Origin of the sequence: Kribbella sp. NBC_00482, assembly GCF_036013725.1 — a bacterium.
GTDB lineage: Bacteria > Actinomycetota > Actinomycetes > Propionibacteriales > Kribbellaceae > Kribbella.
The window spans coordinates 5,548,005-5,569,443 of sequence record NZ_CP107881.1 but is presented as its reverse complement, the minus strand read 5'-3'; the positions used below and the strand labels follow the sequence as shown (position 1 = coordinate 5,569,443).

31 protein-coding genes are annotated in these 21,439 nt (G+C 67.6%); 20 read left to right on the top strand and 11 right to left on the bottom strand.

Annotated elements, in window-relative coordinates:
* Positions 1–3: 3 nt before the first annotated feature.
* Both OHB24_RS27225 and OHB24_RS27220 read right to left on the bottom strand, forming a co-directional pair.
* Positions 4–663 carry a response regulator transcription factor gene (locus OHB24_RS27225; protein ID WP_327641111.1) on the bottom strand — a complete coding sequence of 220 codons (660 nt, stop codon included), beginning with the start codon at positions 661–663 and terminating at the stop codon, positions 4–6.
* Between the two features lie 8 nt (positions 664–671).
* The gene (locus tag OHB24_RS27220; protein WP_327633684.1) at positions 672–2,051 is read right to left on the bottom strand and encodes a sensor histidine kinase; all 1,380 of its coding nucleotides are present in this window, start codon (positions 2,049–2,051) and stop codon (positions 672–674) included.
* A gap of 56 nt (positions 2,052–2,107) precedes the next feature.
* Between OHB24_RS27220 and lipA the strand changes: the two genes are divergently transcribed.
* The 3 genes from lipA (at position 2,108) to OHB24_RS27205 (ending at position 5,213) form a co-directional block, all read left to right on the top strand.
* On the top strand, positions 2,108–3,046 hold the full coding sequence (lipA, locus tag OHB24_RS27215; protein ID WP_327633683.1) for a lipoyl synthase: 939 nt from the start codon (positions 2,108–2,110) through the stop codon (positions 3,044–3,046).
* A 15-nt stretch (positions 3,047–3,061) separates the two neighbouring features.
* Complete coding sequence (locus OHB24_RS27210; protein WP_327633681.1) at positions 3,062–3,760, top strand: DUF4191 domain-containing protein; 699 nt, start codon at positions 3,062–3,064, stop codon at positions 3,758–3,760.
* A 160-nt stretch (positions 3,761–3,920) separates the two neighbouring features.
* Positions 3,921–5,213, top strand: coding sequence for a cyclopropane-fatty-acyl-phospholipid synthase family protein (locus tag OHB24_RS27205; protein ID WP_327633680.1), 1,293 nt, complete (start codon positions 3,921–3,923; stop codon positions 5,211–5,213).
* Positions 5,214–5,221: 8 nt separating this feature from the next.
* Here the strand turns inward: OHB24_RS27205 and OHB24_RS27200 are convergent, their stop codons facing one another.
* Positions 5,222–5,683 carry an RDD family protein gene (locus tag OHB24_RS27200; protein ID WP_327633679.1) on the bottom strand — a complete coding sequence of 154 codons (462 nt, stop codon included), beginning with the start codon at positions 5,681–5,683 and terminating at the stop codon, positions 5,222–5,224.
* 190 nt (positions 5,684–5,873) lie between these two features.
* Here OHB24_RS27200 and glnA point away from each other — a divergent pair, with 190 nt between their 5' ends.
* Positions 5,874–7,298 (top strand): type I glutamate--ammonia ligase, encoded by a 1,425-nt coding sequence (gene glnA, locus OHB24_RS27195; RefSeq protein ID WP_131342456.1) that lies wholly within the window; start codon positions 5,874–5,876, stop codon positions 7,296–7,298.
* A 33-nt stretch (positions 7,299–7,331) separates the two neighbouring features.
* On the opposite strand, the gene OHB24_RS27190 is transcribed toward glnA, so the two are convergent.
* Together OHB24_RS27190 and OHB24_RS27185 are read right to left on the bottom strand one after the other, a co-directional pair.
* A complete protein-coding gene (locus tag OHB24_RS27190; protein ID WP_327633678.1) occupies positions 7,332–8,531 on the bottom strand; it encodes a site-specific integrase in 1,200 nt (399 codons plus the stop codon).
* 43 nt (positions 8,532–8,574) lie between these two features.
* Positions 8,575–9,105 (bottom strand): hypothetical protein, encoded by a 531-nt coding sequence (locus OHB24_RS27185; RefSeq protein ID WP_327633677.1) that lies wholly within the window; start codon positions 9,103–9,105, stop codon positions 8,575–8,577.
* A gap of 113 nt (positions 9,106–9,218) precedes the next feature.
* Between OHB24_RS27185 and OHB24_RS27180 the strand changes: the two genes are divergently transcribed.
* The 14 genes from OHB24_RS27180 (at position 9,219) to OHB24_RS27115 (ending at position 16,148) form a co-directional block, all read left to right on the top strand.
* Positions 9,219–9,413, top strand: a complete 195-nt coding sequence (locus OHB24_RS27180) for a helix-turn-helix domain-containing protein (protein WP_327633676.1) — start codon at positions 9,219–9,221, stop codon at positions 9,411–9,413.
* Entirely contained in the window at positions 9,410–9,823 is a 414-nt protein-coding gene (locus OHB24_RS27175) for a hypothetical protein (RefSeq protein ID WP_327633675.1), read from the top strand. The genes OHB24_RS27180 and OHB24_RS27175 overlap by 4 nt, the downstream gene beginning before the upstream one ends.
* Positions 9,823–11,058, top strand: a complete 1,236-nt coding sequence (locus OHB24_RS27170; RefSeq protein ID WP_327633674.1) for an AAA family ATPase — start codon at positions 9,823–9,825, stop codon at positions 11,056–11,058. Before OHB24_RS27175 ends, OHB24_RS27170 begins: the two co-directional genes overlap by 1 nt.
* A gap of 273 nt (positions 11,059–11,331) precedes the next feature.
* Positions 11,332–11,667: a hypothetical protein gene (locus tag OHB24_RS27165; protein WP_327633673.1), complete on the top strand. Its 336-nt coding sequence runs from the start codon at positions 11,332–11,334 to the stop codon at positions 11,665–11,667.
* Entirely contained in the window at positions 11,664–11,915 is a 252-nt protein-coding gene (locus OHB24_RS27160; RefSeq protein WP_327633672.1) for a hypothetical protein, read from the top strand. The genes OHB24_RS27165 and OHB24_RS27160 overlap by 4 nt, the downstream gene beginning before the upstream one ends.
* Positions 11,912–12,358 (top strand): excisionase family DNA-binding protein, encoded by a 447-nt coding sequence (locus OHB24_RS27155; protein WP_327633671.1) that lies wholly within the window; start codon positions 11,912–11,914, stop codon positions 12,356–12,358. Before OHB24_RS27160 ends, OHB24_RS27155 begins: the two co-directional genes overlap by 4 nt.
* Positions 12,342–12,557: a hypothetical protein gene (locus OHB24_RS27150; protein ID WP_327633670.1), complete on the top strand. Its 216-nt coding sequence runs from the start codon at positions 12,342–12,344 to the stop codon at positions 12,555–12,557. The genes OHB24_RS27155 and OHB24_RS27150 overlap by 17 nt, the downstream gene beginning before the upstream one ends.
* Positions 12,557–13,141 (top strand): hypothetical protein, encoded by a 585-nt coding sequence (locus OHB24_RS27145; protein WP_327633669.1) that lies wholly within the window; start codon positions 12,557–12,559, stop codon positions 13,139–13,141. The genes OHB24_RS27150 and OHB24_RS27145 overlap by 1 nt, the downstream gene beginning before the upstream one ends.
* Positions 13,134–13,523, top strand: a complete 390-nt coding sequence (locus OHB24_RS27140) for a capsid cement protein (RefSeq protein WP_327633668.1) — start codon at positions 13,134–13,136, stop codon at positions 13,521–13,523. The genes OHB24_RS27145 and OHB24_RS27140 overlap by 8 nt, the downstream gene beginning before the upstream one ends.
* Before the next feature lie 193 nt (positions 13,524–13,716).
* A complete protein-coding gene (locus tag OHB24_RS27135) occupies positions 13,717–14,250 on the top strand; it encodes a hypothetical protein (RefSeq protein ID WP_327633667.1) in 534 nt (177 codons plus the stop codon).
* Between the two features lie 65 nt (positions 14,251–14,315).
* Positions 14,316–14,720, top strand: coding sequence for a hypothetical protein (locus tag OHB24_RS27130; RefSeq protein ID WP_327633666.1), 405 nt, complete (start codon positions 14,316–14,318; stop codon positions 14,718–14,720).
* Positions 14,717–15,133 carry an NUDIX domain-containing protein gene (locus tag OHB24_RS27125; RefSeq protein WP_327633665.1) on the top strand — a complete coding sequence of 139 codons (417 nt, stop codon included), beginning with the start codon at positions 14,717–14,719 and terminating at the stop codon, positions 15,131–15,133. Before OHB24_RS27130 ends, OHB24_RS27125 begins: the two co-directional genes overlap by 4 nt.
* A 170-nt stretch (positions 15,134–15,303) precedes the next feature.
* Positions 15,304–15,729 (top strand): hypothetical protein, encoded by a 426-nt coding sequence (locus OHB24_RS27120; RefSeq protein ID WP_327633664.1) that lies wholly within the window; start codon positions 15,304–15,306, stop codon positions 15,727–15,729.
* A gap of 74 nt (positions 15,730–15,803) precedes the next feature.
* On the top strand, positions 15,804–16,148 hold the full coding sequence (locus OHB24_RS27115; protein ID WP_327633663.1) for a hypothetical protein: 345 nt from the start codon (positions 15,804–15,806) through the stop codon (positions 16,146–16,148).
* Between the two features lie 89 nt (positions 16,149–16,237).
* Here the strand turns inward: OHB24_RS27115 and OHB24_RS27110 are convergent, their stop codons facing one another.
* From OHB24_RS27110 to OHB24_RS27090, 5 genes are all read right to left on the bottom strand, one after another.
* Positions 16,238–16,585: a hypothetical protein gene (locus tag OHB24_RS27110; protein ID WP_327633662.1), complete on the bottom strand. Its 348-nt coding sequence runs from the start codon at positions 16,583–16,585 to the stop codon at positions 16,238–16,240.
* A 149-nt stretch (positions 16,586–16,734) separates the two neighbouring features.
* Complete coding sequence (locus OHB24_RS27105; protein ID WP_327633661.1) at positions 16,735–16,905, bottom strand: hypothetical protein; 171 nt, start codon at positions 16,903–16,905, stop codon at positions 16,735–16,737.
* The gene (locus tag OHB24_RS27100) at positions 16,902–17,282 is read right to left on the bottom strand and encodes a hypothetical protein (protein ID WP_327633660.1); all 381 of its coding nucleotides are present in this window, start codon (positions 17,280–17,282) and stop codon (positions 16,902–16,904) included. Before OHB24_RS27100 ends, OHB24_RS27105 begins: the two co-directional genes overlap by 4 nt.
* Positions 17,279–17,635 carry a hypothetical protein gene (locus OHB24_RS27095; RefSeq protein WP_327633659.1) on the bottom strand — a complete coding sequence of 119 codons (357 nt, stop codon included), beginning with the start codon at positions 17,633–17,635 and terminating at the stop codon, positions 17,279–17,281. Before OHB24_RS27095 ends, OHB24_RS27100 begins: the two co-directional genes overlap by 4 nt.
* Before the next feature lie 319 nt (positions 17,636–17,954).
* Positions 17,955–18,827 carry an aldo/keto reductase gene (locus OHB24_RS27090; protein WP_327633658.1) on the bottom strand — a complete coding sequence of 291 codons (873 nt, stop codon included), beginning with the start codon at positions 18,825–18,827 and terminating at the stop codon, positions 17,955–17,957.
* Positions 18,828–18,912: 85 nt separating this feature from the next.
* On the opposite strand from OHB24_RS27090, the gene OHB24_RS27085 reads away from it, so the two are divergent.
* On the top strand, positions 18,913–19,473 hold the full coding sequence (locus tag OHB24_RS27085; protein ID WP_327633657.1) for a TetR/AcrR family transcriptional regulator: 561 nt from the start codon (positions 18,913–18,915) through the stop codon (positions 19,471–19,473).
* On the opposite strand, the gene OHB24_RS27080 is transcribed toward OHB24_RS27085, so the two are convergent.
* The gene (locus tag OHB24_RS27080) at positions 19,470–20,312 is read right to left on the bottom strand and encodes a helix-turn-helix transcriptional regulator (RefSeq protein ID WP_327633656.1); all 843 of its coding nucleotides are present in this window, start codon (positions 20,310–20,312) and stop codon (positions 19,470–19,472) included. The genes OHB24_RS27085 and OHB24_RS27080 overlap by 4 nt on opposite strands.
* Positions 20,313–20,424: 112 nt before the next feature.
* On the opposite strand from OHB24_RS27080, the gene OHB24_RS27075 reads away from it, so the two are divergent.
* Positions 20,425–21,438, top strand: coding sequence for an aldo/keto reductase (locus OHB24_RS27075; RefSeq protein ID WP_327633655.1), 1,014 nt, complete (start codon positions 20,425–20,427; stop codon positions 21,436–21,438).
* Position 21,439: the final 1 nt, after the last annotated feature.

Below are 21,439 nucleotides of genomic sequence, written 5' to 3'. Positions count from 1 at the left end.
GAATCATGCCGTCGGGTCGTCGCCCGGGGTGACGAGGCCGCATTCGTAGGCGAACACGACGGCCTGAACCCGGTCGCGCAGCCCGAGCTTCAGCAGCACGCGGGACACGTGGGTCTTGACCGTCGCCTCGCCGACGTACAGCTGGTTGGCGATCTCGGTGTTGGTCAGGCCGCGGGCGATCAGCCCGAGCACCTCGCGCTCCCGCTCGGTCAGCTCCGCGAGCAGGTCCGGCCGGTACACCCGCTCTCCCTTGCCGGTGAATCGCTTGATCACCCGCCGGGTCACCTCGGGCGCGAGCAGCGCGTGCCCGGAGTGCACGACCTGGATCGCCTCCACCAGGTCCTCGGGCGCGGTGTTCTTGAGCAGGAAGCCGCTCGCACCGGCCCCGAGCGACTCGAAGAGATAGTCGTCACGGTCGAAGGTGGTGAGGATGACGACCTTCCCGGCGTCCTCCGCGACAATCCGCTGGGTCGCGGTGATCCCGTCCATGCCGGGCATCTGGACGTCCATCAGTACGACGTCCGGCCGCAACGCCAGCGCCAGCTCGATCGCCTTCTCGCCGTCCGCGGCCTCGCCGACCACCTCGATCTCCGGCTCGACGGACAGGATCATCCGGAATCCGGCACGTACCAGGTCCTGGTCGTCGACCAGCAGCACCCGCATCGGGTCTGTCACGCTTCTCCCCCAGCCAATGGACGGTTCTGCGGATCCAGCGGGATCCGGACCCGGACGCGGAATCCTCCCACGGGACGCGGGCCGATCTCGCTCTCGCCGCCGAGCAGGCCGACCCGCTCACGGATCCCGACATGGCCGAGCCGGCTACCGACCGGGGCGTGCTTCGGGCGGCCGTCGTCGAGCACCTCGAGCTCGACCGCGTCACCGAGATAACGCAGTGTGACGTGGGCGCTGCGGGCCGTCGAGTGCTTGCGGACGTTCGCGAGCGCTTCCTGGGCGATCCGGTACACCGACACCGAGACGGTCTTGGGCAGCTCGGCCGGCGCCCCGATCTGGTGGAAGCCGACCTCCAGGCCCAGGCTGTTCGCCTCCGCAATCAGCGCCGGCAGCCGGTCCGCGCCGGCCTGCGGCTCCTTGGGGTCCGGCGTACTGACGTCGAGGTCGGGGTCCGCCGAGCGGAGCATGCCGAGCAGCTGGCGCATCTCGTTCACCGCGCTCCGGCTGGACTCCTCGATCACGTTCAGCGCGTTCTTCGCGGCGTCCGGGTCGGTGTCCATCACCCGCCGGGCGCCGCCGGCCTGGATGCCGATGCTGCTGATGTGGTGGGCGACGACGTCGTGCAGCTCGCGGGAGATCCGCAGCCGCTCGTCGATCACCGCGCGCCGCGAGCTCGCCTCCTGCTGCGCGGCCAGCTCGGTCGCCTGCTGCTCGAGCTCGAACTGCTGCCGGGCGGTCGCCCACGCGGTCCGGCCCCAGAAGTACGCGCCGAAGAAGTACAGGACGTTCAGCGCGACGGCGATGACCACGTTCGAGACGTACGGCGAGAACAGGGCATGGTTCGGCCCCTCGATCGCGTTGTTCCGCAGCGCGTGCACGAAGTTGAGCGTCAGCCAGCCGAACATCACGACGAAGACGACCGCCACCGCCGCCTTCATCAGCCGCCGGTCGCGGGCCCAGGCCACCGCGGCGTAGATCGCCATGAACATGGTCGCCTGCGTGATCAGGTTGCCGCCGAACGCGAAGACGGCCCGCTCCCCGTTCAGCACGAACAGCACCGCGACCAGGAGCAGCACCGGGATCGGCCAGCGGCGGCGGAAGCACAACGGCAGCGCCACGGCCGCACTGAGCACGTACGGCTCGACGCCGCCGATCCCCAGATCGACCTGGGTCGGCGAGCCGCCGCGGGCGAGTTCGGTCCCGAACACCGCGGCCAGCGCCATCCCGAGACCGAGCAGTACGTCGTACCGCTGCTCGCGGGCCGTCGGCGCGGGACGGGTCCAGCCGCGCACCGCAGTACCAGATCCGGCATCGGATCCAGTACCGGACGCCGACGGTGTGCCCGGTTCGGCATCCGTACGCAGGTCAACCGTGGACATAGCTCATCAGCGTACGGGTGGAACGGCCCTGAGCGGGGACGCGTACCCTTGGAGGCGTGACGATCGCCCCAGAAGGACGGAAACTGCTCAGGCTCGAAGTGCGCAACGCGGAGACCCCGATCGAGCGCAAACCCGAGTGGATCAAGACCCGCGCCAGGATGGGCCCGGAGTACCAGGCGCTGCAGAAGCTGGTGAAGTCCGAAGGACTGCACACGGTGTGCCAGGAAGCCGGTTGCCCGAACATCTTCGAGTGCTGGGAGGACCGCGAGGCGACCTTCCTGATCGGCGGGGACCAGTGCACCCGGCGCTGTGACTTCTGCCAGATCGACACCGGCAAGCCGGAGGAGCTGGACCGCGACGAGCCGCGCCGGGTCGCGGAGTCGGTCCGGACCATGGGTCTGCGCTACGCGACCGTGACCGGTGTGGCCCGTGACGACCTGGACGACGGCGGCGCGTGGCTGTACGCCGAGACGATCCGCCAGATCCACGAGCTGAACCCGGGCACCGGCGTGGAGATGCTCGCGCCGGACTTCAACGCCGTACCCGAGCAGCTCGCCGAGGTGTTCTCGTCGCGGCCGGAGGTGTTCGCGCACAACGTCGAGACCGTGCCGCGGATCTTCCGCCGGATCCGGCCCGGGTTCCGGTACGAGCGTTCGCTGGACGTCATCACCCAGGCCCGCGACTACGGGCTGGTCACCAAATCGAACCTGATCCTCGGCATGGGCGAGACCCGTGACGAGGTCAGCCAAGCGCTGAAGGACCTGCACGCGGCGGGCTGCGAGATCATCACGATCACGCAGTACCTGCGGCCCTCGGTGCGGCACCACCCGGTCGAGCGCTGGGTGAAGCCCGAGGAGTTCGTCGAGCTGGACGCGGAGGCGCAGGAGATCGGTTTCGCCGGAGTCATGTCCGGTCCGCTGGTACGGTCCTCGTACCGGGCGGGTCGGCTGTACCGTCAGGCCGTTGAGTCACGTATGAACGCCGCTCAGGCATAAGAGGACAAGGTAGAGATGGCCAAGAACGACGCGCCCGAAGAGAAGAAGACCAGCAGGCTCAAGCAGATCGTTTCGGCGTACAAGCTGACCCGGAAGTCCGAGCCGCTCGTCGGCCTGGTGCTCGCCGGGATCTTCCTCGGCGTCGTCGGGCTGGCCGTGCTCGGCGGATTCCTGGTGGGGCCGCTGCTCGTCTGGATCCCGCTCGGCGTCGCGCTCGGTTTCCTGGCCGCCACGATCGTCTTCGGCCGCAAGGTCGAGAAGGCGGCGTACAGCCAGATCGAGGGCCAGGCCGGTGCGGCCGCGTCCGCGCTGCAGACGCTGCGCCGCGGCTGGAATGTGGACCCCGCGGTCGCGGTCACCAAGAACTCCGACATCGTCCACCGGGTGGTCGGCAAGCCCGGCATCATCCTGGTCGGCGAGGGGCAGCCGAGCCGGGTGAAGAACCTGCTCGCGGCCGAGGCCAAGAAGCACAACCGGGTCGCCGGCGGCGCGCCGGTGACCCAGATCGTCGCCGGCAAGGGCGAGGGCGAGATCGACATCCGCAAGCTGACCAAGTACGTGATGAAGCTGCCGGCTGTCCTGCAGCCCTCCGAGATCACCGACCTGCTGCAGCGGCTGAAGGCGCTGGACGCGGTCCGGCCGCAGGTGCCGATGCCGAAGGGCCCGGTGCCGACGAGTCTCAAGGGCGCCCGCCAGGCGATGCGCGGCCGCTAATATCTGCTGGGGGGATATCTCTGAGTGAGACACCGGTAACCCGGTGGCCGCTCAGGCAGTTGATCTGTCGTGACGTGGCACGTGTGTGCCTCCGTGTCGCGCTGTGGGGTGGCTGGTTGGCCTTAAGGTGCGACCAGGACGGATCGATACAGGGGTAGAGATGACGGATGTGATGCCGCGTGTGCAGCATCCTGTGCACGCGCCGGAGACCGAAACCTGGCCGACGCTGGCCCGGCCACGGTCGAATCCGGTCCGTCGGTACGGCGCCGCGACCGCGATCCGGCTGATCGCCAAGGATCTCCCGGCCACGATCCACCTGGACCGCAACCGCTCGTTCGGCCTCGGCGGCCCCGCCATGCGGGTGCACCGTACGTCGGCGTTCCTGGACCGGCTCGGTCAGGACGCCGGGTCCGGGTTCGGCGAGGCGTACCTGGCCGGCGACTGGGACCCGGAGCCGGGCACCGACCTGGCCGACCTGCTGGTCCCGTTCGCGGAGCGGTTCAGCAACGAGGAGACCCGGCACCTGCTGCCGAAGTGGGCGCAGTCGCTGCGCTGGCTGGTCACCCGGTCGCAGCCGGGCGAGCAGGAGAACGACCGGGCCGGCGCCCGGGAGAACATCAGCCGGCACTACGACCTGAGCAACCCGATGTTCGCCGAGTTCCTGGATCCGACGCTGACTTACTCGGCGGCGTACTTCGGCGGCGAGCCGACGGCCGATCTCGCCACCGCGTCGTACGACGAACTCTCCGCCGCCCAACTGCGCAAGCTCGACTCCATTCTCGACGCGGCCGGGGTGCGGTCAGGGTCACGGGTGCTCGATATCGGCTGCGGCTGGGCGAGCCTCGCGATCCGCGCCGCGCAGCGCGGCGCCTGGGTGACGGCGATCACGATCGCCTCGCAGCAGGCGTTGCTGGCACAGCGCAAGATCGCCGAGGCGGGCGTCGGTGACCGCGTGCAGGTCGCGCTGCGCGATTACCGCGATCAGATCGGCGAGTTCGACGCCGTACTGAGTGTGGAGATGATCGAGGCGGTCGGCGAGAAGTACTGGCCGGTGTACTTCGACGCGATCGAGCGGCGGCTCGCGCCCGGCGGGGTCGGCGTCGTGCAGGCGATCGTGATGCCGCACGAGCGGATGCTCGCGACCCGGAACACGTTCACCTGGGTGCAGAAGTACATCTTCCCCGGCGGGCTGATCCCGTCCATCGAGGTGATCCAGGACATCACCGCGCAGCACACCGGCCTGCGCGCCGACGTGATCCGCCACCTCGGCGGGGACTACGCGCGGACGCTGCGGGTCTGGCGGAACCGGTTCATCGAGCACTGGCCGGCGATCGCGGCGCTCGGGTTCGACGACACGTTCCGGCGGATGTGGGAGTTCTACCTCGCGTACTCCGAGGCGGGCTTCCGGACCGGGTACCTGGACGACGTACAGCTGCTGCTCACCCGTCGCTGACTGTTTGGCTACCGCAGTACGACGATCGTCCGCGCAGCCAGGTCGTGCAGCCCGCGGCGGTCGCGGTCGAAGATCACCGCGGGGATCAGCAGGCTGACCAGCAGCGCGCGGAGGAGGCCCGCCAGCACACCGGGCGGCGCCGTGTATGTCTTCCGGTCGCGGACCGGAACCACCCGCAGATCGCAGATCCGGTGGCCGATGGTGCCGCCGGCCAGGCCGGTCAGAATCCCGGTCGTCACGGCGAAGATGGCCGAGTGCATCACGCCGAAGTCGCTACCGCCCGCCCACATCGGCCGGCCCATCACCACGGACGCGATCAGGCCCGCGATCAGCCAGTCGATCAGCAGCGCCACTACGCGGCGTCCCCAGGTCGCCACCGAGCCCGGTCCGTCCTCGGGAAGACCCAGCCGATTGCCCGGGTAACGGAATTCTTCGGTGGGTCCGGTTGCGGCCGACGCGGATGATGCCATGATGTCTAGCCTACGGACACACCCGGGGAGGGTCCCACGCGGACTCCGAGATCTCAGGGCGTCACCGCCGTACACCAGTGGGTCAGCGCGGACACGCTGGGCGTAACATCCGCGAAACATCAGGGTCATGACGGAGAAACCGGCGGGCCCTACGTTCAGATGCAATCTCTGAGCCACCCTAGGAGTACGTATGTTTTCCAGCGCCGAGGAGCTGCTCGCCTACGTCAAGAACGAGGGCGTCGAGATCGTCGATGTCCGGTTCTGCGACCTGCCAGGCATCATGCAGCACTTCACGGTCCCGGTGTCGTCGTTCGGTCCTGAGGTCTTCGAGGACGGCCTCGCCTTCGACGGTTCGTCGGTCCGCGGTTTCCAGCAGATCCACGAATCCGACATGAAGCTGCTGCCGGACCCGACCAGTGCGTACGTCGACGAGTTCCGCAGCGCCAAGACGCTGGTGGTCAACTTCTTCGTGCACGACCCGCTGACCGGCGAGGCGTACTCGCGTGACCCGCGCAACATCGCCCGCAAGGCGCAGGAGTACCTGAAGTCGACCGGTATCGCGGACACCGCGTTCTTCGCGCCCGAGGCCGAGTTCTACGTCTTCGACGACGTCCGGTTCGAGACCAAGGCGAACTCCTCGCACTACTCGATCGACTCGATCGCCGGCGCCTGGAACACCGGCCGGGTCGAGGACGGCGGCAACCGCGGCTACAAGGTCCGCTACAAGGGTGGCTACTTCCCGGTCGCGCCGACCGACCACTTCGGCGAGCTGCGCGACGACATCACGCTGGCGCTGGAGCGGTCCGGCCTGATCGTCGAGCGCGCCCACCACGAGGTCGGTACGGCAGGTCAGGCCGAGATCAACTTCCGCTTCGACGAGCTGCTCAAGGCCGCCGACGACGTGATGAAGTTCAAGTACATCGTCAAGAACACCGCCTGGAAGGCCGGCAAGACCGCGACCTTCATGCCGAAGCCGATCTTCGGTGACAACGGCTCCGGCATGCACTGCCACCAGTCGCTGTGGAGCAACGGCGACCCGCTGTTCTACGACGAGTCCGGGTACGGCGGCCTGTCCGACACCGCCCGCTGGTACATCGGCGGCCTGCTCAAGCACGCCCCGTCGCTGCTGGCCTTCACGAACCCGACCGTGAACTCGTACCACCGTCTGGTGCCGGGCTTCGAGGCGCCGGTCAACCTGGTCTACTCGTCCCGTAACCGCTCGGCCTGCATCCGGATCCCGATCACCGGCTCGAACCCGAAGGCGAAGCGGATCGAGTTCCGCTGCCCCGACCCGTCGGCGAACCCGTACCTGGCGTTCGCGGCGCAGCTGCTGGCCGGCCTGGACGGTATCCGCAACAAGATCGAGCCGGCCGACCCGGTCGACAAGGACCTCTACGAGCTGCCGCCGGAGGAGCACGCGGGCATCGCGCAGGTCCCGACCTCGCTGCCGGCCGTGATCGACGCCCTCGAGGCCGACCACGCCTTCCTGCTCGAGGGCGACGTCTTCACCGAGGACCTGATCGAGACCTGGATCGACCTCAAGCGCGACAACGAGATCGCCCCGATCCAACTCCGCCCCCACCCCCACGAGTTCGAGCTCTACTACGACGTGTGATCGGCTCTAGGCCGCTGACCTGCGGAAACGTCGTCATGACCCCTCCGCGTTCCGTGGCTGTTCCGTGAGACCTTCGACCCGCGCCGCCAGCACAGCACCAACGGCGGCGCGGGTCGACTCATCTGCGTCGGGCCACAGGTGCCCGTAGCAGTCCAAGGTGGTCTTAGCGCTCGCGTGCCGTACCCGCGCCTGTACGACCTTCACGTCGGCGCCGCTGGCGATCAGCAGGCTCGCGAGGTAGTGCCGCAGGTCGTGGAACCGGAATCCCTCAGGTAGCCCCGGCACCAGGCAGCCCCGGCAGTCCTTCGCGTGGTCCTGAGGCAACGGCTTGACGTGGCGCTTGCGTACCGATCGCATCGCCCGATCGATCGACCAGGGCGACGCCTGCCCGCCAGCGCCGTCCGTTACAAGCCACCCACTCCCCCACCGCGCGACCGCGGCCGATAGCTCGAGTGTCAGCTCCGAGGGGATCGGCACGGGCGTCTTGGACGCCTCGGTCTTCAGCGGCTCGGCCGGCCACTGCACAGCGGGGCTGAACACACCGCGCATGAAGTCCATGTCCTCGGTCCGTGCGCCGCAGGCCTCAGCGACCCGCAGGCCGACGAACGCGCCGAGCAGGATCGCGGGCCTCAGGTGTTCCGGGAACGCGTCGTATAGCGCCCACACCTGCTCGGTGGTCGCACAGTACGGGCGCTGCTTCCCCGCGGGCGGTGACGTACGGCGGCTGCACGGGTTCTTCCCAAGGAGGCCATCGTGCACCGCGTCGCTCAGGATCTGGCTCAGCCTCGCGTGTAGCGCATAGACGTAGCTCGGCTCGTACCCGTCACTCTTCAGCTGTGCACACCAACTGCGGACTGCGGACGGCCGGACACCGCTCAACGGGAGATCCCCGAACGCCTTCCGGATGAGAACCGCGTGCGTCTTCGCCTGCCGAACCGTCGAGTCCCGGCGCGTGGCGTAGCCCCGAAGCCACAGATCGCACCACTGGTCGACCGTAGTCTTCGCGGCCGCCGGGGTGATGTATGTCCCGCGGCTGACGTCGGTCTCCTGCGTCGGCCAGTAGCGGTCAGCGTCGGCCTTCTTCGCAAACGCCTTGGTGCGCTCTCGTCCACCGTCCTCGTGCCAGACAGCCAGCCAGCGTTTCCCCTTGCCGTACCGCGCAGTCGGCACCTTGGTCTTGATGCCCTCGGCATCAGTGACCGTCTTGTTCCACAAATCCTTCGTGAAGCCCATCAGACCCCCCACATTCCGAACGGGTATCTCGCGCTTGCACTGGTCATCCCGCCGTCTCTCCTCGCCTCACTGGGGCCAGGAAGCCCTTCTTCCGTGCGAGATACGTCCAACTGCGGACGGTGTCGTAATTCGCTCCCGATTGCTCGGCCAGGGCCATGTTCGGCCGCTCGTTGCGATCCACGGCGCTCCGATATGCCGCGGCGACGTCCTGCAGAAACGAATCGGTGAGGCCGGCGGTTGGCGGCTTGAGCGTGACCCGGCGCCCGGGACGAAGCCGGGGTGCCTTGTCCTCGAATGCTGACTCGACACTCTCGCGTATCTGAGGGTCGGGTGCCGCCTCCATGCCCGGCATGAGGCCAAGCATGCCGACGAGCAGATCCGGGCGTCGCAGGGCCTGGGCACGGTACCGGCCCAACGGTAGACGCCGGAGCTCGGCCGGTGTGATCTCCCGGGATTCCGCATCGAGGTACAGCTCCACGACCTCACCCGTTGCGGACAGCCGGATGTAGATCGTCCCCGGGAAGGCCCGGTCCTCGATCCTGACCCAGCCTGCCGCTCCATACGTGATTGCCATGCTCGCAAGTTTGCGCACATTTCTCGCAGGTGTCAACAGGTGCAACAACGTTGATTCGCGCTTACTGTCATCTTGCAGGTTGTGAGACCTGCGATAGAGCGAAGGGAATCAGCATGAGCGAGTACAAGACCACACAGGAAGTTGCGGCGATGTGCCGCACCAGCCCCGAGACGGTTCGTTACTGGCGGCACATCGGAAAGGGGCCTGCGAGCTTCAAGCTCGGCCGGAAGGTCCTGTACGCCACTGAGGACGTGGAGGCGTGGATCCGGGCTGCGCGGGAGGTGCAGAACGGCGGTAGCGCCGCATGACGCTGCAGCCCGACAACGAAAGAGGTCGCCCAGTCAGGGACCGGACGACCTCCAGGAGCGACAGCGACGAGGCTCGTACCAGCCACGGTACCCGACCGCGCCGACAGTGGTGGGCATCCACTGGCCCGCGCAGCGGGTTCCTGGTCGACATCGACAACATCGCCGAGCAGTTGATCCGTGACGCGTTCCGCGACAGTCTCGCGTCCTACTGGCGTCGCCGCGCCGAGCAGCTCGCTGCCGGTCTCAGCCGTCCCGGCGATCTCGCCGGCCAACTCACACCTGAGCAGATCGCCGAACGCGACCAGCGGATCCGGAACGACATCGCCCGTTGTCTGCGGCATGCAGGTCTGCTCGAGGCAGGCGACCCCTTCAGCGAGGACATCGCCGCCGTGGCTCGGGAGGTGGCGTGATGGTCGTCCATCGCCTCGGCTGCGACATGGCTGGGCTCACATTCTGGGAGCAAGCAGGCATGACGTGCACCTGTACCCGTGTTCCCGAAGTGTTCCCGGGGAACGGGGTACAGGCCAGGAACGGCAGTGTTCCCGCGTTCCCCGCCTATGTACCCGGGAACGGGGAACACGCGATCACCCCGCTCCCAGGCCTGTTCTACGACGTGGCCGCGATGCTCGATGGCGGACTGCCTGACCCGCCCGCACCTGTCGTCGGCACCCGCACCGATGGGCACGCGCTGTTCTACGCCGGACAGGTCAACCTGGTGTTCGGCGACCCCGAGTCCGGCAAGACGTTCCTGTGTCTCGCTGCGTGCGCCGAGGCGCTGAACCGCGGTCGGAGAGTGCTGGTGGTCGACCTCGACCACAACGGGCCTGCCGCCACCATCGATCGCCTGCTGATGCTCGGCGCGCAGGAAAGCACACTGGCCGACTCCAGCCAGTTCCTGTACGTCGAACCTGAGGACGCCCCCCATCTCATGGCGATCGTTCAGGCGGCCATCGCGTGGGGGCCAGCTCTCGCCCTGATCGACTCCGTAGGCGAACTGCTGCCCGTGTTCGGCTTCTCCTCGAACTCACCCGACGACTTCACGCTCGTGAACAGCCGCGTACTCAAACCGCTCGCCGTGGCCGGGGCGGCAGTCCTTGGCATCGACCACCTGGCCAAGGGCACCGAGAGCCGTACGTCGGGGCCGACGGGCACAGCAGCGAAGAAGCGCGCCGTCGGTGGCGTCTCGGTACGGATCACCTTGAAGGACGCGTTCACCCCCGGCCGCGGTGGCGCCGCCGCCATCACCATCCACAAGGACAGGCACGGCGGCCTACGTCAGCACTGCCCACCACCTGACGGAGGTGAGGCGTACGCGGGCACGTTCGTGCTGAAGGCAGAGGACGACGGCACTACCTCGTGGCACATCACCGCACCCGAGCTCGGTGACCGCGCGCCGTCCGGTGTGACCGAAGCGGACATCGATGCACTCGCCCTACTCGACCCACCACCAGCCTCGGTCAGAGACGTGAAGACACGGCTCAACTGGCGCACCGACAGGGCATCAGCAGCCCTCCGGGAGTGGCGTACCCGTGTTCCCCACATAGGGGGTGGGGAACGGGGTACACCCGACTGCCCTGAGTGCTCTCGCCTGCAAGAGCGGTACGACCCGTCGTGGCTGTGCGCTGTGCACAGGGAGGCGTCATGAGTTCGGCAATCCATCTCGCCGGGCTCTGGGGCTATCCCCAGAGCCGTAGGCGCGCCGCATGCGGGACACGAGGCACCCGACTCACCAGCAACCGGCACAGCGTCACGTGTCGGCGGTGCATCGGTCTTGCTGGCGGAGACCTCTTCGAGGTCCGCGCAGCAGCTGACTGCTCGGAGGCGTCATGAGGTGCCCGAGAAAATCAGGCAAGAAACTCACGCTGTCGATCTCCGCGCCAGCCGACCTATCTACCAATGAACGGGGGAACGGTTCCCGATGATCACTCATAACTGCCGGGTGTGCGGTGCCGTGTTCGAGTCCACACGACGTGACGCCATGTACTGCACGCCGCGCTGCCGGAAGAAGGCGTGGGCGGGTGCGGCACTGATTGAGCCGCTGCCGACCTTGCCGGGGCCGGTCGAGCGTGAGGTGCGGTCGATTCTGACGTCGCTGCATCTCGACGGGGCCGACGACGTCGCGCGCGCCGCGCTCCGGGTTGCCGGCGCGATCGATGATCCGCACACGCCCGCGTCCGCGCTGGCGGGACTGACCAAGGTCTTGCCGGAGACGTTGGCCTATCTGCGGGAGACGCACGGCGAGGAGGACCTGTGAAGCTCTTCAGGCGTCGTACGGCGTGCGCCCACCCGCAGGTGTCTCTGACGGCGTCAATGGACGGCAGAACCGCAGTGGTGACCTGTATGGATCCGGACTGCATATGGCGTGCCGTCGCTGCTCTCCCGGCGTACCGCCCGCCGTCACTGGACACCGGCACCGCGCGGCTGATCGACAGTCATGCACTCGAGGAGCTGCGGCTCGGCGCGATGGTCGAGCAGGTCTTCACCCGTTGGTGGGAACGGTGAACCGGCCCGCGGTCCCGATGCCGCTCGGCGGCAGGAATGGAATCTGGCTCGAAATGTCCGTTGCTCGGCGGTACGCCGCGGTGGTCGGGAAGCTGCTCGCGACTGAGCGTCGGCGGCACCCTGACGCGGTCCCGCCATTGGACTTGCTGCTCAGCCAGTTCGTCATCAGTTCCGCCAGCGGAACTGACTTGGTGCCGAAGGCAACCGGAGACGGAGACTCGTCGTGGGTGAAGGGCTCCTCGACCGAGGGGCGTTGTGCAAGGGAACAGCTCTTGGTGGGCGAAGCCGCTGAGCAAATCGGCTGTTCACCGAGGGCTGTTCGCAAAGCGATCAGCGATGGCCGGCTGTCCGCCGAGAAGGTGGGTCGGGACTGGCTGATCGGCCAGACCGAACTACAGGATTTCGAGCGGAAGCGAGCGGCACGCAATGGCAGCAGCGACTGAAGTACCGACCTACCGGGTGACCGCGCCGTACGTGATGGTGAAGTGCGCGGGCAGCGTCCTGCCCGGCGGCAACGGCTACATGGCGATCGGCCTGTACAGGGACTCGCTGATCCCCGCGAGCGTGGCTCCCGGCGAGGTTGAGCGGCTGCTGAGCGGTGGCTTCGTCGAGGTCGTGCCCGTCGCTGCAGAGGTGGCGTGATGGCTGATCACAAGGTTCGCCACAGCGCGTGGGAGCCGTTGACGCTGCTCGCCGAATGCGGCATCAACCCGCGCGTCGTCACCCCGGGACCGGACGGGTGGCATTCCGCCGAGTCGGTCGCCAAGTGGATCGCCGACCAGCTGAACGCCGACGCGGCCAAGCGCGGCATCACCCCGAAGCCGGACGCCGGTACGACGGGCAGGTCGGCCATGACCCCGCAGGCCGCGTACGACAGCGGCAGGATCACCGCCAAGTCCCGCACCGACTGGGAGCAGCGGTACGCCGCCGACCCCGCCGGCACAGCCGCGACACTGGCATCCCTGGCCCCTGTCTGGGACAACGCCGCCGGCCGACCTGTGCCAGGTCCGCTGTCAGCCGAGGAGGAGCTCGACATCCTCGACGACGCACTGTTCGGGGCCGGCCATTCCGAGCGATCTCGTCAGCGTCAGCGCGACCGTGAGACCGAGCAGGCCATCACCGAGTACCGAGCGATCGAGCAGGCCGAACGCGACAAGGCCAACGAGCCCGGACTGACCGACGACGAGCATCTGCGGATGTTCGGACAGGAGCGCGACAGTGACTGACTACACGCCCTTCTACAGCGGTGGCGCTGCCCCGTTCACCCAGACCACCTCAGGCGCTGTGACCGGCGGCCAGGTGCTCGTGTCCTCAGGTAGCGGCACGGTCGCCGCAGCAGGTGCGGACTCGACCATCGTCGTTGGTGTCGCTGCACACGATGCGGCATCCGGTGCCAAGGTCACGGTGTGGCCGATGGCCGGCGTGATCCATGAGCTGGTTGCCACTGCTGCCATCAGTGCCAACGCTGGTGTCGTGACCGACGCCACTGCGGGTCAGGTCAAGACGTCCGCTGTCGGTGCAGCCGCGGCCGCGGGCACGCTGATCGGTACCGCGCTCACCACCGCTGCCGGCTCACCGCTGAAGCTGCGCGTACTCGGCCGCTGCTGAGCCAAGGACGAGCGTGACCCTCAGAAACATCGGAGCAGGCCAGACCGGATGACCCCCGCAGCCGTCAGCGCCTCCTGCCGGCACCCCGTGATTGGTGGACCTTGCGGATTCTGCGGGTGGGGTCGAGCTCGCTTCCCGTTGTCTACCTGTGGTTCCACGTCGTACCGAGATGGGTCTACGGAAGGTCTACCTGATGGCTGGCGAGGAAAAGTTCGCGGTGTTGTCGGCGAAGCTGCCGGCCGAGATCAAAGAGCTGTTCGAGCAGTTGGCCGAGCGTCGGAGCCTGACCCCGTCCGCGCTGCTGAAGCGGCTGGTCGAGGCCGAGCTCGCGGGACGTGCGGACTACGAGGTGGGCGAGGTTGAGGCCGCTACCCGATCGACGCTCGAGGTCCGCGGCGTACCCCTTGACGGTGCTCTCGCGGCGTCTGCGCTGAACGTCGCGCGCCGGCTGGACCGGGATCCGTCGAGTGGTCCGGCCAACAGTGCCCAGCACCAGCGGCTCATGCGTGAGTTGGCGCCGTCCGCGACCACTGAGGAGCTGGACCAGCTCGGACTGCTCAGGCTGACTCTGTCGCTGCGTCGTAGGGGCTGGAGTCTCACCGACGGCATCGACCGGTTCCAGTTCACCGACCTCGAGGCGGCCGAGCGTGAGGCGCTGCTGCACCCCGGCCGGGACCGCGCTGTGGGGACACAGGCCGTAGAAACATTCGCCCTACCGACCGTTTGACCCCAGCGCAGTCACGACGTACACACACGGCTGGATTCCGGAACCGTTCATGAAAGGGGCCTCCGATGGCAGCTCCGATCATCACGGCCGATGGACGCGTGCTGTACGCGCCTCCACCGGCGCGCCTGGCGGACGAGGTGCACCCCGGACTGTGGATGGGCGGCTCGTGGGCCAGGTACACAGAGGCGTTCGACGCTGAGTACGACCGTCGTCGTACCGAGGACGGTCCGACACTTCCCACCGATCTGGGGCGCGTGGTCGCGCAGGTAGTGGCCGATGTCGAGGCCAGGCGAAAAGTGCTCGTGCGCTGCGCGATGGGGCTGAATCGCTCCGGCCTCGTTGTCGCGGTCGCGCTGTCGCACCTGACCGGCGTCAGCGGCATGGATGTACTCGCGCACCTGCGGCGAGTCCGTTCCCCGCATGTCTGCTGCAACCCGAAATTCGCCGAGTACGTGAGGGCCATGTGGTGACCCGCTATGTTCGCTGCGCCCGCGGCGAGGATCATTGGGGGCCATGGGGCGCCGCTGGCCTGTGGCTGCGCTGCGGTGACCTCGTGCTGATGCAGCACCGAGCCAACTGGACGCACCACGGCGGCACGTGGGGAATCCCCGGTGGTGCTCGAGGACGCGCCGAGACCGCGATCGAGGCGGCGTTACGCGAAGCCTCGGAAGAGACGCGGCTGTCGCTTCACGAGGTCGAGATTGAGCGTGAGCACGTCGACGACCACGGCGGCTGGTCTTACGTAACGGTCATCGCATTCTGTCCAACGCCGCTGCGGGTGCGCGGCGGGATTGAGGGAGAGGTGCGCTGGGTGCCGCTCGTCGAGGCGCGAGCGCTTCTGCTGCATCCCGGTCTTGCGAGCTCGTGGGGGGCGTTGACATGACGAGATGGTTCCGGCTGTTCGGGGTCGACGACGAGGGCGTCCTTCATGGACCGCAGGCGCTCGGGCCGGCGGGCCGACACCCGGGCCCGGGCCCGCTGCTCGAAGCGCACTGCATCTACGAGGCCACACATGTGCCGCCGGTTGAGTCGTGTACCTGCGGGGTCTATGCGGTGGCCGACGCGTTGACGCTGCGCTGGATCGCGTGCCTGAACCCCAGCAGGTTGCTGCCCGACAGATGGATGGGACCGAGCCACGTCTTCCACCTCATGGGCGGAGTCCGCTTCCGAGTCACCGCTGAGTTGGAACTGGACGAGCCGATCCTGCCAGACCCCTACTCGTGGGCGACCGTGAACGTCACGGGCGTCCGCGCCAGGCGGGCGCGAATGGTGCGCTTGAGGCTGTCCTCGGTGGAACGTTCGGTGGACATGCCGGCGATACGCGCGACGGCCAGTCAGTTGCGCGAGCGCTACGGCGTACCTGTGAATCTGTCGCTCACGCCCGATCGCGTATCTGGAGGCATCGTGCTCGACGACGACATGGAAGCCTGGATCAAGCAAGGGGACACATCGTGGCGTCGCTGGATGGACAGGACGTGAGAAGCGAGCAGCGACGCCGAACCGCAGGAGGCCGCGCGGTGCGGGGGTAGCGTGAGGCCTTGGAGGGGGGCTGCATGCCTGGCACGGAGTGGGTTCGGCTGCTGCTCATGTACGTCGATGACTACCTCGAGACTCAGCCTGAGGAGTTCCGCCAACGCGCCCGCGAACTGATCGCGCGCCGCCGGTACAAGCTCGGCAACGAGATCGTCGACGACATCAACGATGAGGACTGGGGACTGAACTACACCGTCGACCTGCTCCCGGACGATAACCCGCCGATCCGGCTTGTCCGCGTCCCCTGGCAGAAGGTCACCCAACGCGTCGACCGGGACATGCTGGACATGCTCAAGGCCGATCCTCCGGACGACTTGTCAGCGCTCGAGGAGCATCCCGACGATCCGCCGATTGATCCGCACTGACCGACGTTCCGCGAGTCATAGCCGTGCACCGCAGCGCCCACCGTCCCCCTCAGTGGGCGCTGCTTCAGGTGGGGCAAATGTCCCGCCTGTTAGTTGCCGAGTTTTGCCCACCGGACGACAGCCTGCTCGTACTCAGCCTCGGTAAGCTCGGTGCACCCGTCGAGACCGAGGCTCACGGCTCGGCTGTAAGCCGGCGGTCGGTCGCTCTTCTCTTGGACCGAGACGTAGATCTGCAGGGCAGCCGTACACACCGCCTGCTGATAGTTCACCTCGGCCTGCTCGACCGATGACGGCGTGACAGGTGCCGGTGTCGCCGGCGGCGTCGTTGTGACGGTGACGGTCGGAGGCGCGGCAGATGCTGCACTTCCCGCCGGCTTGTTGGAGCCACAGCCTGCCAGTAGCAGGACAGCAGCGATGATGCTTGCGAAGATTCGCATGATGGTTTCCCCCTACGGGTGGTATCGCGGATCGGTGGCTGAGCGTTACCCGCGGGTCCACCAGCCGATGAGGAAGCCGAGCGCGAACGCGCCGGCCACGAACAGCGAGAACTCGATGAACGGCATCGAGACCCGGATCGACTCGGCGATCATGACTGGTCCTCGTTCCCGCCGAGCAGCGGCCATCCCCGATCGTCGCTGGCTGGCGGTGTCGGTTCCGGCCGCTGCAGGATCGCGTCCACGATCGCAGTGACTGCATTGACATGCTCGCGGATCTGCCGCATCTCCGTGCGGGTCACGACAACGCGCTCGGCGCTCACGGCTGGTCCTCGTCGTACCCGATGGTGCCGGTGTCGGTCCACCGTTGCCGAGTGCCACGGATCTCCTGCAGCCGATCCGCGAAAGCATCCGGGTTGTCGATGGCGTCGTTGATGGCTCGGTCGTACCCGGCGGCGTCGCCGTCCTCGAACCCGTTGTCGTAACCCCAGCGGTGAAGCTCGAGCTCGTTGGCGATTGCCTGCAGGCCCGCGCGCATCTCGTCGACAGGCTTGCCTCCGAGTGCTTCCACGCGCTCCGTCAGCGCCGCGATGGAGAGCCGGTGCGGCTCTGCCGTCACGGTGGGCAGAAGACCGCGCAGGGCGTCGTCTGCGGCCGCAGCAATGATTTCTTCGGCGTCGGCTGCAACCGGCGCGATCATGACTGCACCTCGTTCGGGATGAAGTCGACCTGACCGGCCCCGGTCAATGCTTCGTAGGCCATCTGCAGTGCGGCGATCGCCTCCGCGATCCGCGCTAGTGGCGCTTCCTCGCCGTACTCGAGTGCCACGGTGTCGCAGTGTTCGCCGCTGGTAACCCTGGAACTGCTCGGATCCAGCATCACGACAACCGGGTAGGCACCAGGCATCGCTGTCACTCCGTGCTGGCGGAGCCACTTGTGCGGTCCGTCGTCCATTCGCTCGAGGTAGATCGCGCTTCCTGTCGGGCGGTCGGCGTACAGAGTCGACGGGCTGATGCGTAGGTCGTTGGTGGGTTCGTTGGATACTTCGGTCATGATTCGGAGCTCACTTCCGGGTCTAGGCCCTGGCCGGCGCTTCCATCGCCGTGCTGGGGCCGCTCAGTTGTTGGGCTGAGGTAGACCGATCTGGAGGAGGTCCGCGACTCCGTTGTTCTGTCAGTGTTCCGTCAGACAGCAGTCTGGAATCAACGTCACCCAACGGTGACCAACCATGACTGCCCAGGTCAGGGGCACATTGCCGCTGGCAACCAACGTCAGCCAACGGTGCGGTAACAGTTCGAGCTCTACTACGACGTCTGAGTCGTAGTAGAACGTCAGCAGCCCACCCGGTTCGTCCGGGTGGGCTGCTTCGTTTTCAGGACAGGGCGTCGAGCTTTGCGAGGGCTGCGGGGTCTAGGTGGACGTTGGCGGCGCGGAGATTGTCCTGCAGGTGGGTGATGTTGCGGGTGCCTGGGATCAGGGCGGTTTGGTCGTTGTGGGCGAGGATCCAGGCTAGGCAGATCGCTGCGGGGGTTGTTTCGAGGCGGGTGGCGATCTCCTGTACGACGGGGTGCTCGGTTGGGGACGGGATCTGGTTGAAGGCCGAGCCGAGTGGGAAGTACGGGATCCAGGTGATGCCGTTGGCTGTGCAGAGTTGGAGTTGGGGTTCGGACGAGCGGTCCAGGAGGCTGTAGGCGTTTTGGACGCAGACGATGCCGGCGGGCAGGGCCTGCTCGAGTTGCTCGGTGCTGATGTTGCTGAGGCCGATCGCGCCGATCAGCCCTTCGTTGCGGAGGGCAATCAGTTCGGCGAGCTGGTCATCCAGCGGTATGACGTCGTCGCCGGAAGCGATGAGGCCAGGGCCTTGGTCCGCTCGGCGGAGGTTGACCACGGGTACCTGCTCCAGGCCGAGCGACGTGAGGTCGAGGTGGATCTGCTCCCGCAACTGCTCCGGTCGTTGTGCGAGGGCCAGCGGGACCGGTGCGTCCACCCGGCGTGCACCGACCTTGCTCACGATCACGAGGTTGTCCGGGTATGGGTGCAAGGCGGCGCGGATGTGCGCGTTGACCGTGGTGTGCCCGTAGAACGAAGCGGTGTCGAAGTGGTTGATTCCGAGCTCGACGGCGCGGTGGAGGACCGCGCCCGCTGCGGCGGTGTCGACGTGTTCGAGTTGCATCGCGCCGTACCCGATCCGCGCGATCTCGTGCTGCCCGAGCTTGACTGTGCCGCCCGGTCGTTCGGATGTCATCAAGCTGTGTCCCCAGGTAGAGTTCCGGAAGTGGAGGTTTCTCCATTTCCATCGACGGTAGCACTAACTGGAGGTTTCTCCACTTATGCGGGCGGACGCTGAGCGGAAGCGTGAGCAGGTGGTGGCGGCGGCCGGTGACGAGCTCGCCGATCTCGCCGTGGCCGCCCGCGACGGCGAGCCGGTGCGGCTGTCCCTAGATCGGGTCGCGGCCCGGGCGCGGGTCGGTGTGGCCACGCTGTACCGGCATTTCCCGACCCGCGAAGCGCTGCTCGAGGCGGTCTATCGTCAGGAGCTCACCCGGCTCTGCGACGCCGCGCCCGAGCTCGCCGCCGGCGCACCCGCCGACCAAGCGCTGCTGACCTGGATGTACCGCTATCTCGACTTCGTCGACTCCAAACGGGCCATGGGCCTCGATCTACGCAACATGGTCGCTTCAGGCGCCGTGACACAGACCGACACCCGCGCCCGGCTCTCAGAGGCCGTCGCGCACTTCCTGGAGGCGGGCGGCGTCCTCCGGTCCGACGTACCTCCGGACGATGTCGTCGCCGCGATGGCCGGCGCGGTGATCACGGCCGCTCCGGAGCAGCAACGCGAACAGACACAGCGCCTACTCGCCCTCCTGATCGAAGGCCTTCGAACGCGTTAGGCGAAGGACTGGGTGCCGATGACGCGGAGGAGGTCGAGTTTTTCGCGGGCGTCGGTGCCTTCGACGGGGAGGAAGGCTCGGACTCGTACGTCGGCAGCGGGGGTCAGGAGGGTCTCGCAGGTGAGGTCGAGGTCGCCGACCTCCGGGTTCAGGAACCGCTTGCGCGGCAGGCGGCGTACGGCGACCTCGTGGAGGTCCCACAACGCGCGGAACTCCTCGCTGTGCGCGACGAGGTCCTCGACCAGCTCGGTGATGTCGCGGTCGCCCATCCGGCGGGAGTACGTCGCGCGCAGGTCGGCGACGTGCGAGGCCGAGTGGACGTCCCAATCCTCCTCGGGGAAGATCCGCCGGATCGCCGGATCGGTGAACCAGAGCCAGGTCAGGTTCCGGGCGCGGCCCTCGCCGACGAGCGGGCCGATGACGACGTCGGCCAGAGCGTTCTGCCAGAGCACCTCGTCCAGGTCTGTGCAGATGACCACCGGGAGGTCGGTGAGACGACTGACGAGCGCGAGCAGGCCGGGGTTGATGTGCGTCCCGGCCCGGCGCAGCGGAGGGTTGAGGCCGGCCAGGTGGTACAGGTGGTCGCGCTCGTCCAGGTCGCAGCGCAGTGCGCGGGCGAGGCTGGAGACGATCGGCTCCGACGGGTTCGCGCCGCGGGACTGCTCCAGCCGCGAGTAATAGTCCGTCGACATGCCGGCCAGCTGCGCGACCTCTTCTCGGCGCAGTCCCGGCGTACGGCGGCGTGCACCTTCCGGAAGTCCGACGTCCGCCGGCCGGAGCAGCTGGCGGCGCCGGCGGAGGAAGTCGGCCAGGCCGTCACGATCGATCACACGTTCCATCATGCGTGACGTACGGCGCGCTATCCAGGGACAACCTGTCCGTGGATGAAGTGGGCCTTCTCCACGGTCCACGGCCCCTCCAAGGTGGAGACAACACCAAGGAGGAAACACCATGCACTACCGCACGCTCGGCCGGACCGGTATCAAGGTCAGCCCGTACGCCCTCGGCGCGATGATGTTCGGTGCCGTCGGCAACAATGACCGCGAGGAGTCGATCCGGATCATCCACAAGGCGCTCGATGCCGGGATCAACTTCGTCGACACCGCGGACTTCTACTCGCACGGCGGCTCCGAGGAGATCGTCGGCGAGGCGCTGAAGGGCCGTCGGGAACACATCGTGCTGGCCACCAAGTCGCATCTGCCGATGGGCGACGACCCGAACCAGCGCGGCAACTCGCGGCGCTGGATCATGACCGCGGTCGAGGACTCGCTACGCCGGTTGCAGACGGACTACATCGACCTCTTCCAGATGCACCGCCCGGATCCGGAGACCGATGTCGAGGAGACCCTGTCGGCGCTGACCGACCTGATCCGCAGCGGGAAGGTCCGCGCGATCGGTACGTCGACGATGCCGGCGAGCGAGCTCGTCGAGGCGCACTGGGTCGCGGAACGGCGTGGTCTCGAGCGGTTCCGCACCGAGCAACCGCCGTACTCGATCCTCAACCGCGGGATCGAGCGCGAGGTGCTTCCCGTGGTGCAGAAGTACGGGATGGGCGCGCTCGTCTGGAGCCCGCTCGCACAGGGTCAGCTGACCGGGCGGTCCCCGTCGGATCTTCGGCGTACGGCGATGTTCCGCCATATGTCCGACGAGCGGCGACTCGAGGTCGTCGAGCAACTGATCCCGGTCGCCGACGCGGGCGGGCTGAAGCTGACCCATCTGGCGATGGCGTTCGCGATCGCGCACCCGGCGGTCACGTCCGCGATCATCGGGCCGCGCACGATGGAGCACCTGGACGACGCGCTGGCAGGCGTCGACGTCGTGCTCGGTGACGACGTTCTCGATCAGATCGACAAGATCGTCCCACCGGGCACCGACGTCGGCCGCCTCGACATGGACTACGACACGCCCGCCATCCTCAACCCGTCCCTACGCCGCCGGACCGTCGACGACCGCGCCGCGGCCTAGC

Excerpts from the sequence above, each read along its gene's own strand:
- OHB24_RS27225 (WP_327641111.1), bottom strand. The coding sequence starts at position 663 with ATGCGGGTGCTGCTGGTCGACGACCAGGACCTGGTACGTGCCGGATTC.
- OHB24_RS27220 (WP_327633684.1), bottom strand. The coding sequence starts at position 2,051 with ATGTCCACGGTTGACCTGCGTACGGATGCCGAACCGGGCACACCGTCG.
- OHB24_RS27210 (WP_327633681.1), top strand. The coding sequence starts at position 3,062 with ATGGCCAAGAACGACGCGCCCGAAGAGAAGAAGACCAGCAGGCTCAAG.
- OHB24_RS27205 (WP_327633680.1), top strand. The coding sequence starts at position 3,921 with ATGACGGATGTGATGCCGCGTGTGCAGCATCCTGTGCACGCGCCGGAG.
- OHB24_RS27200 (WP_327633679.1), bottom strand. The coding sequence starts at position 5,683 with ATGGCATCATCCGCGTCGGCCGCAACCGGACCCACCGAAGAATTCCGT.
- glnA (WP_131342456.1), top strand. The coding sequence starts at position 5,874 with ATGTTTTCCAGCGCCGAGGAGCTGCTCGCCTACGTCAAGAACGAGGGC.
- OHB24_RS27190 (WP_327633678.1), bottom strand. The coding sequence starts at position 8,531 with ATGGGCTTCACGAAGGATTTGTGGAACAAGACGGTCACTGATGCCGAG.
- OHB24_RS27185 (WP_327633677.1), bottom strand. The coding sequence starts at position 9,105 with ATGGCAATCACGTATGGAGCGGCAGGCTGGGTCAGGATCGAGGACCGG.
- OHB24_RS27180 (WP_327633676.1), top strand. The coding sequence starts at position 9,219 with ATGAGCGAGTACAAGACCACACAGGAAGTTGCGGCGATGTGCCGCACC.
- OHB24_RS27175 (WP_327633675.1), top strand. The coding sequence starts at position 9,410 with ATGACGCTGCAGCCCGACAACGAAAGAGGTCGCCCAGTCAGGGACCGG.
- OHB24_RS27170 (WP_327633674.1), top strand. The coding sequence starts at position 9,823 with ATGGTCGTCCATCGCCTCGGCTGCGACATGGCTGGGCTCACATTCTGG.
- OHB24_RS27165 (WP_327633673.1), top strand. The coding sequence starts at position 11,332 with ATGATCACTCATAACTGCCGGGTGTGCGGTGCCGTGTTCGAGTCCACA.
- OHB24_RS27150 (WP_327633670.1), top strand. The coding sequence starts at position 12,342 with ATGGCAGCAGCGACTGAAGTACCGACCTACCGGGTGACCGCGCCGTAC.
- OHB24_RS27145 (WP_327633669.1), top strand. The coding sequence starts at position 12,557 with ATGGCTGATCACAAGGTTCGCCACAGCGCGTGGGAGCCGTTGACGCTG.
- OHB24_RS27135 (WP_327633667.1), top strand. The coding sequence starts at position 13,717 with ATGGCTGGCGAGGAAAAGTTCGCGGTGTTGTCGGCGAAGCTGCCGGCC.
- OHB24_RS27130 (WP_327633666.1), top strand. The coding sequence starts at position 14,316 with ATGGCAGCTCCGATCATCACGGCCGATGGACGCGTGCTGTACGCGCCT.
- OHB24_RS27115 (WP_327633663.1), top strand. The coding sequence starts at position 15,804 with ATGCCTGGCACGGAGTGGGTTCGGCTGCTGCTCATGTACGTCGATGAC.
- OHB24_RS27110 (WP_327633662.1), bottom strand. The coding sequence starts at position 16,585 with ATGCGAATCTTCGCAAGCATCATCGCTGCTGTCCTGCTACTGGCAGGC.
- OHB24_RS27100 (WP_327633660.1), bottom strand. The coding sequence starts at position 17,282 with ATGATCGCGCCGGTTGCAGCCGACGCCGAAGAAATCATTGCTGCGGCC.
- OHB24_RS27095 (WP_327633659.1), bottom strand. The coding sequence starts at position 17,635 with ATGACCGAAGTATCCAACGAACCCACCAACGACCTACGCATCAGCCCG.
- OHB24_RS27090 (WP_327633658.1), bottom strand. The coding sequence starts at position 18,827 with ATGACATCCGAACGACCGGGCGGCACAGTCAAGCTCGGGCAGCACGAG.
- OHB24_RS27085 (WP_327633657.1), top strand. The coding sequence starts at position 18,913 with ATGCGGGCGGACGCTGAGCGGAAGCGTGAGCAGGTGGTGGCGGCGGCC.
- OHB24_RS27080 (WP_327633656.1), bottom strand. The coding sequence starts at position 20,312 with ATGGAACGTGTGATCGATCGTGACGGCCTGGCCGACTTCCTCCGCCGG.
- OHB24_RS27075 (WP_327633655.1), top strand. The coding sequence starts at position 20,425 with ATGCACTACCGCACGCTCGGCCGGACCGGTATCAAGGTCAGCCCGTAC.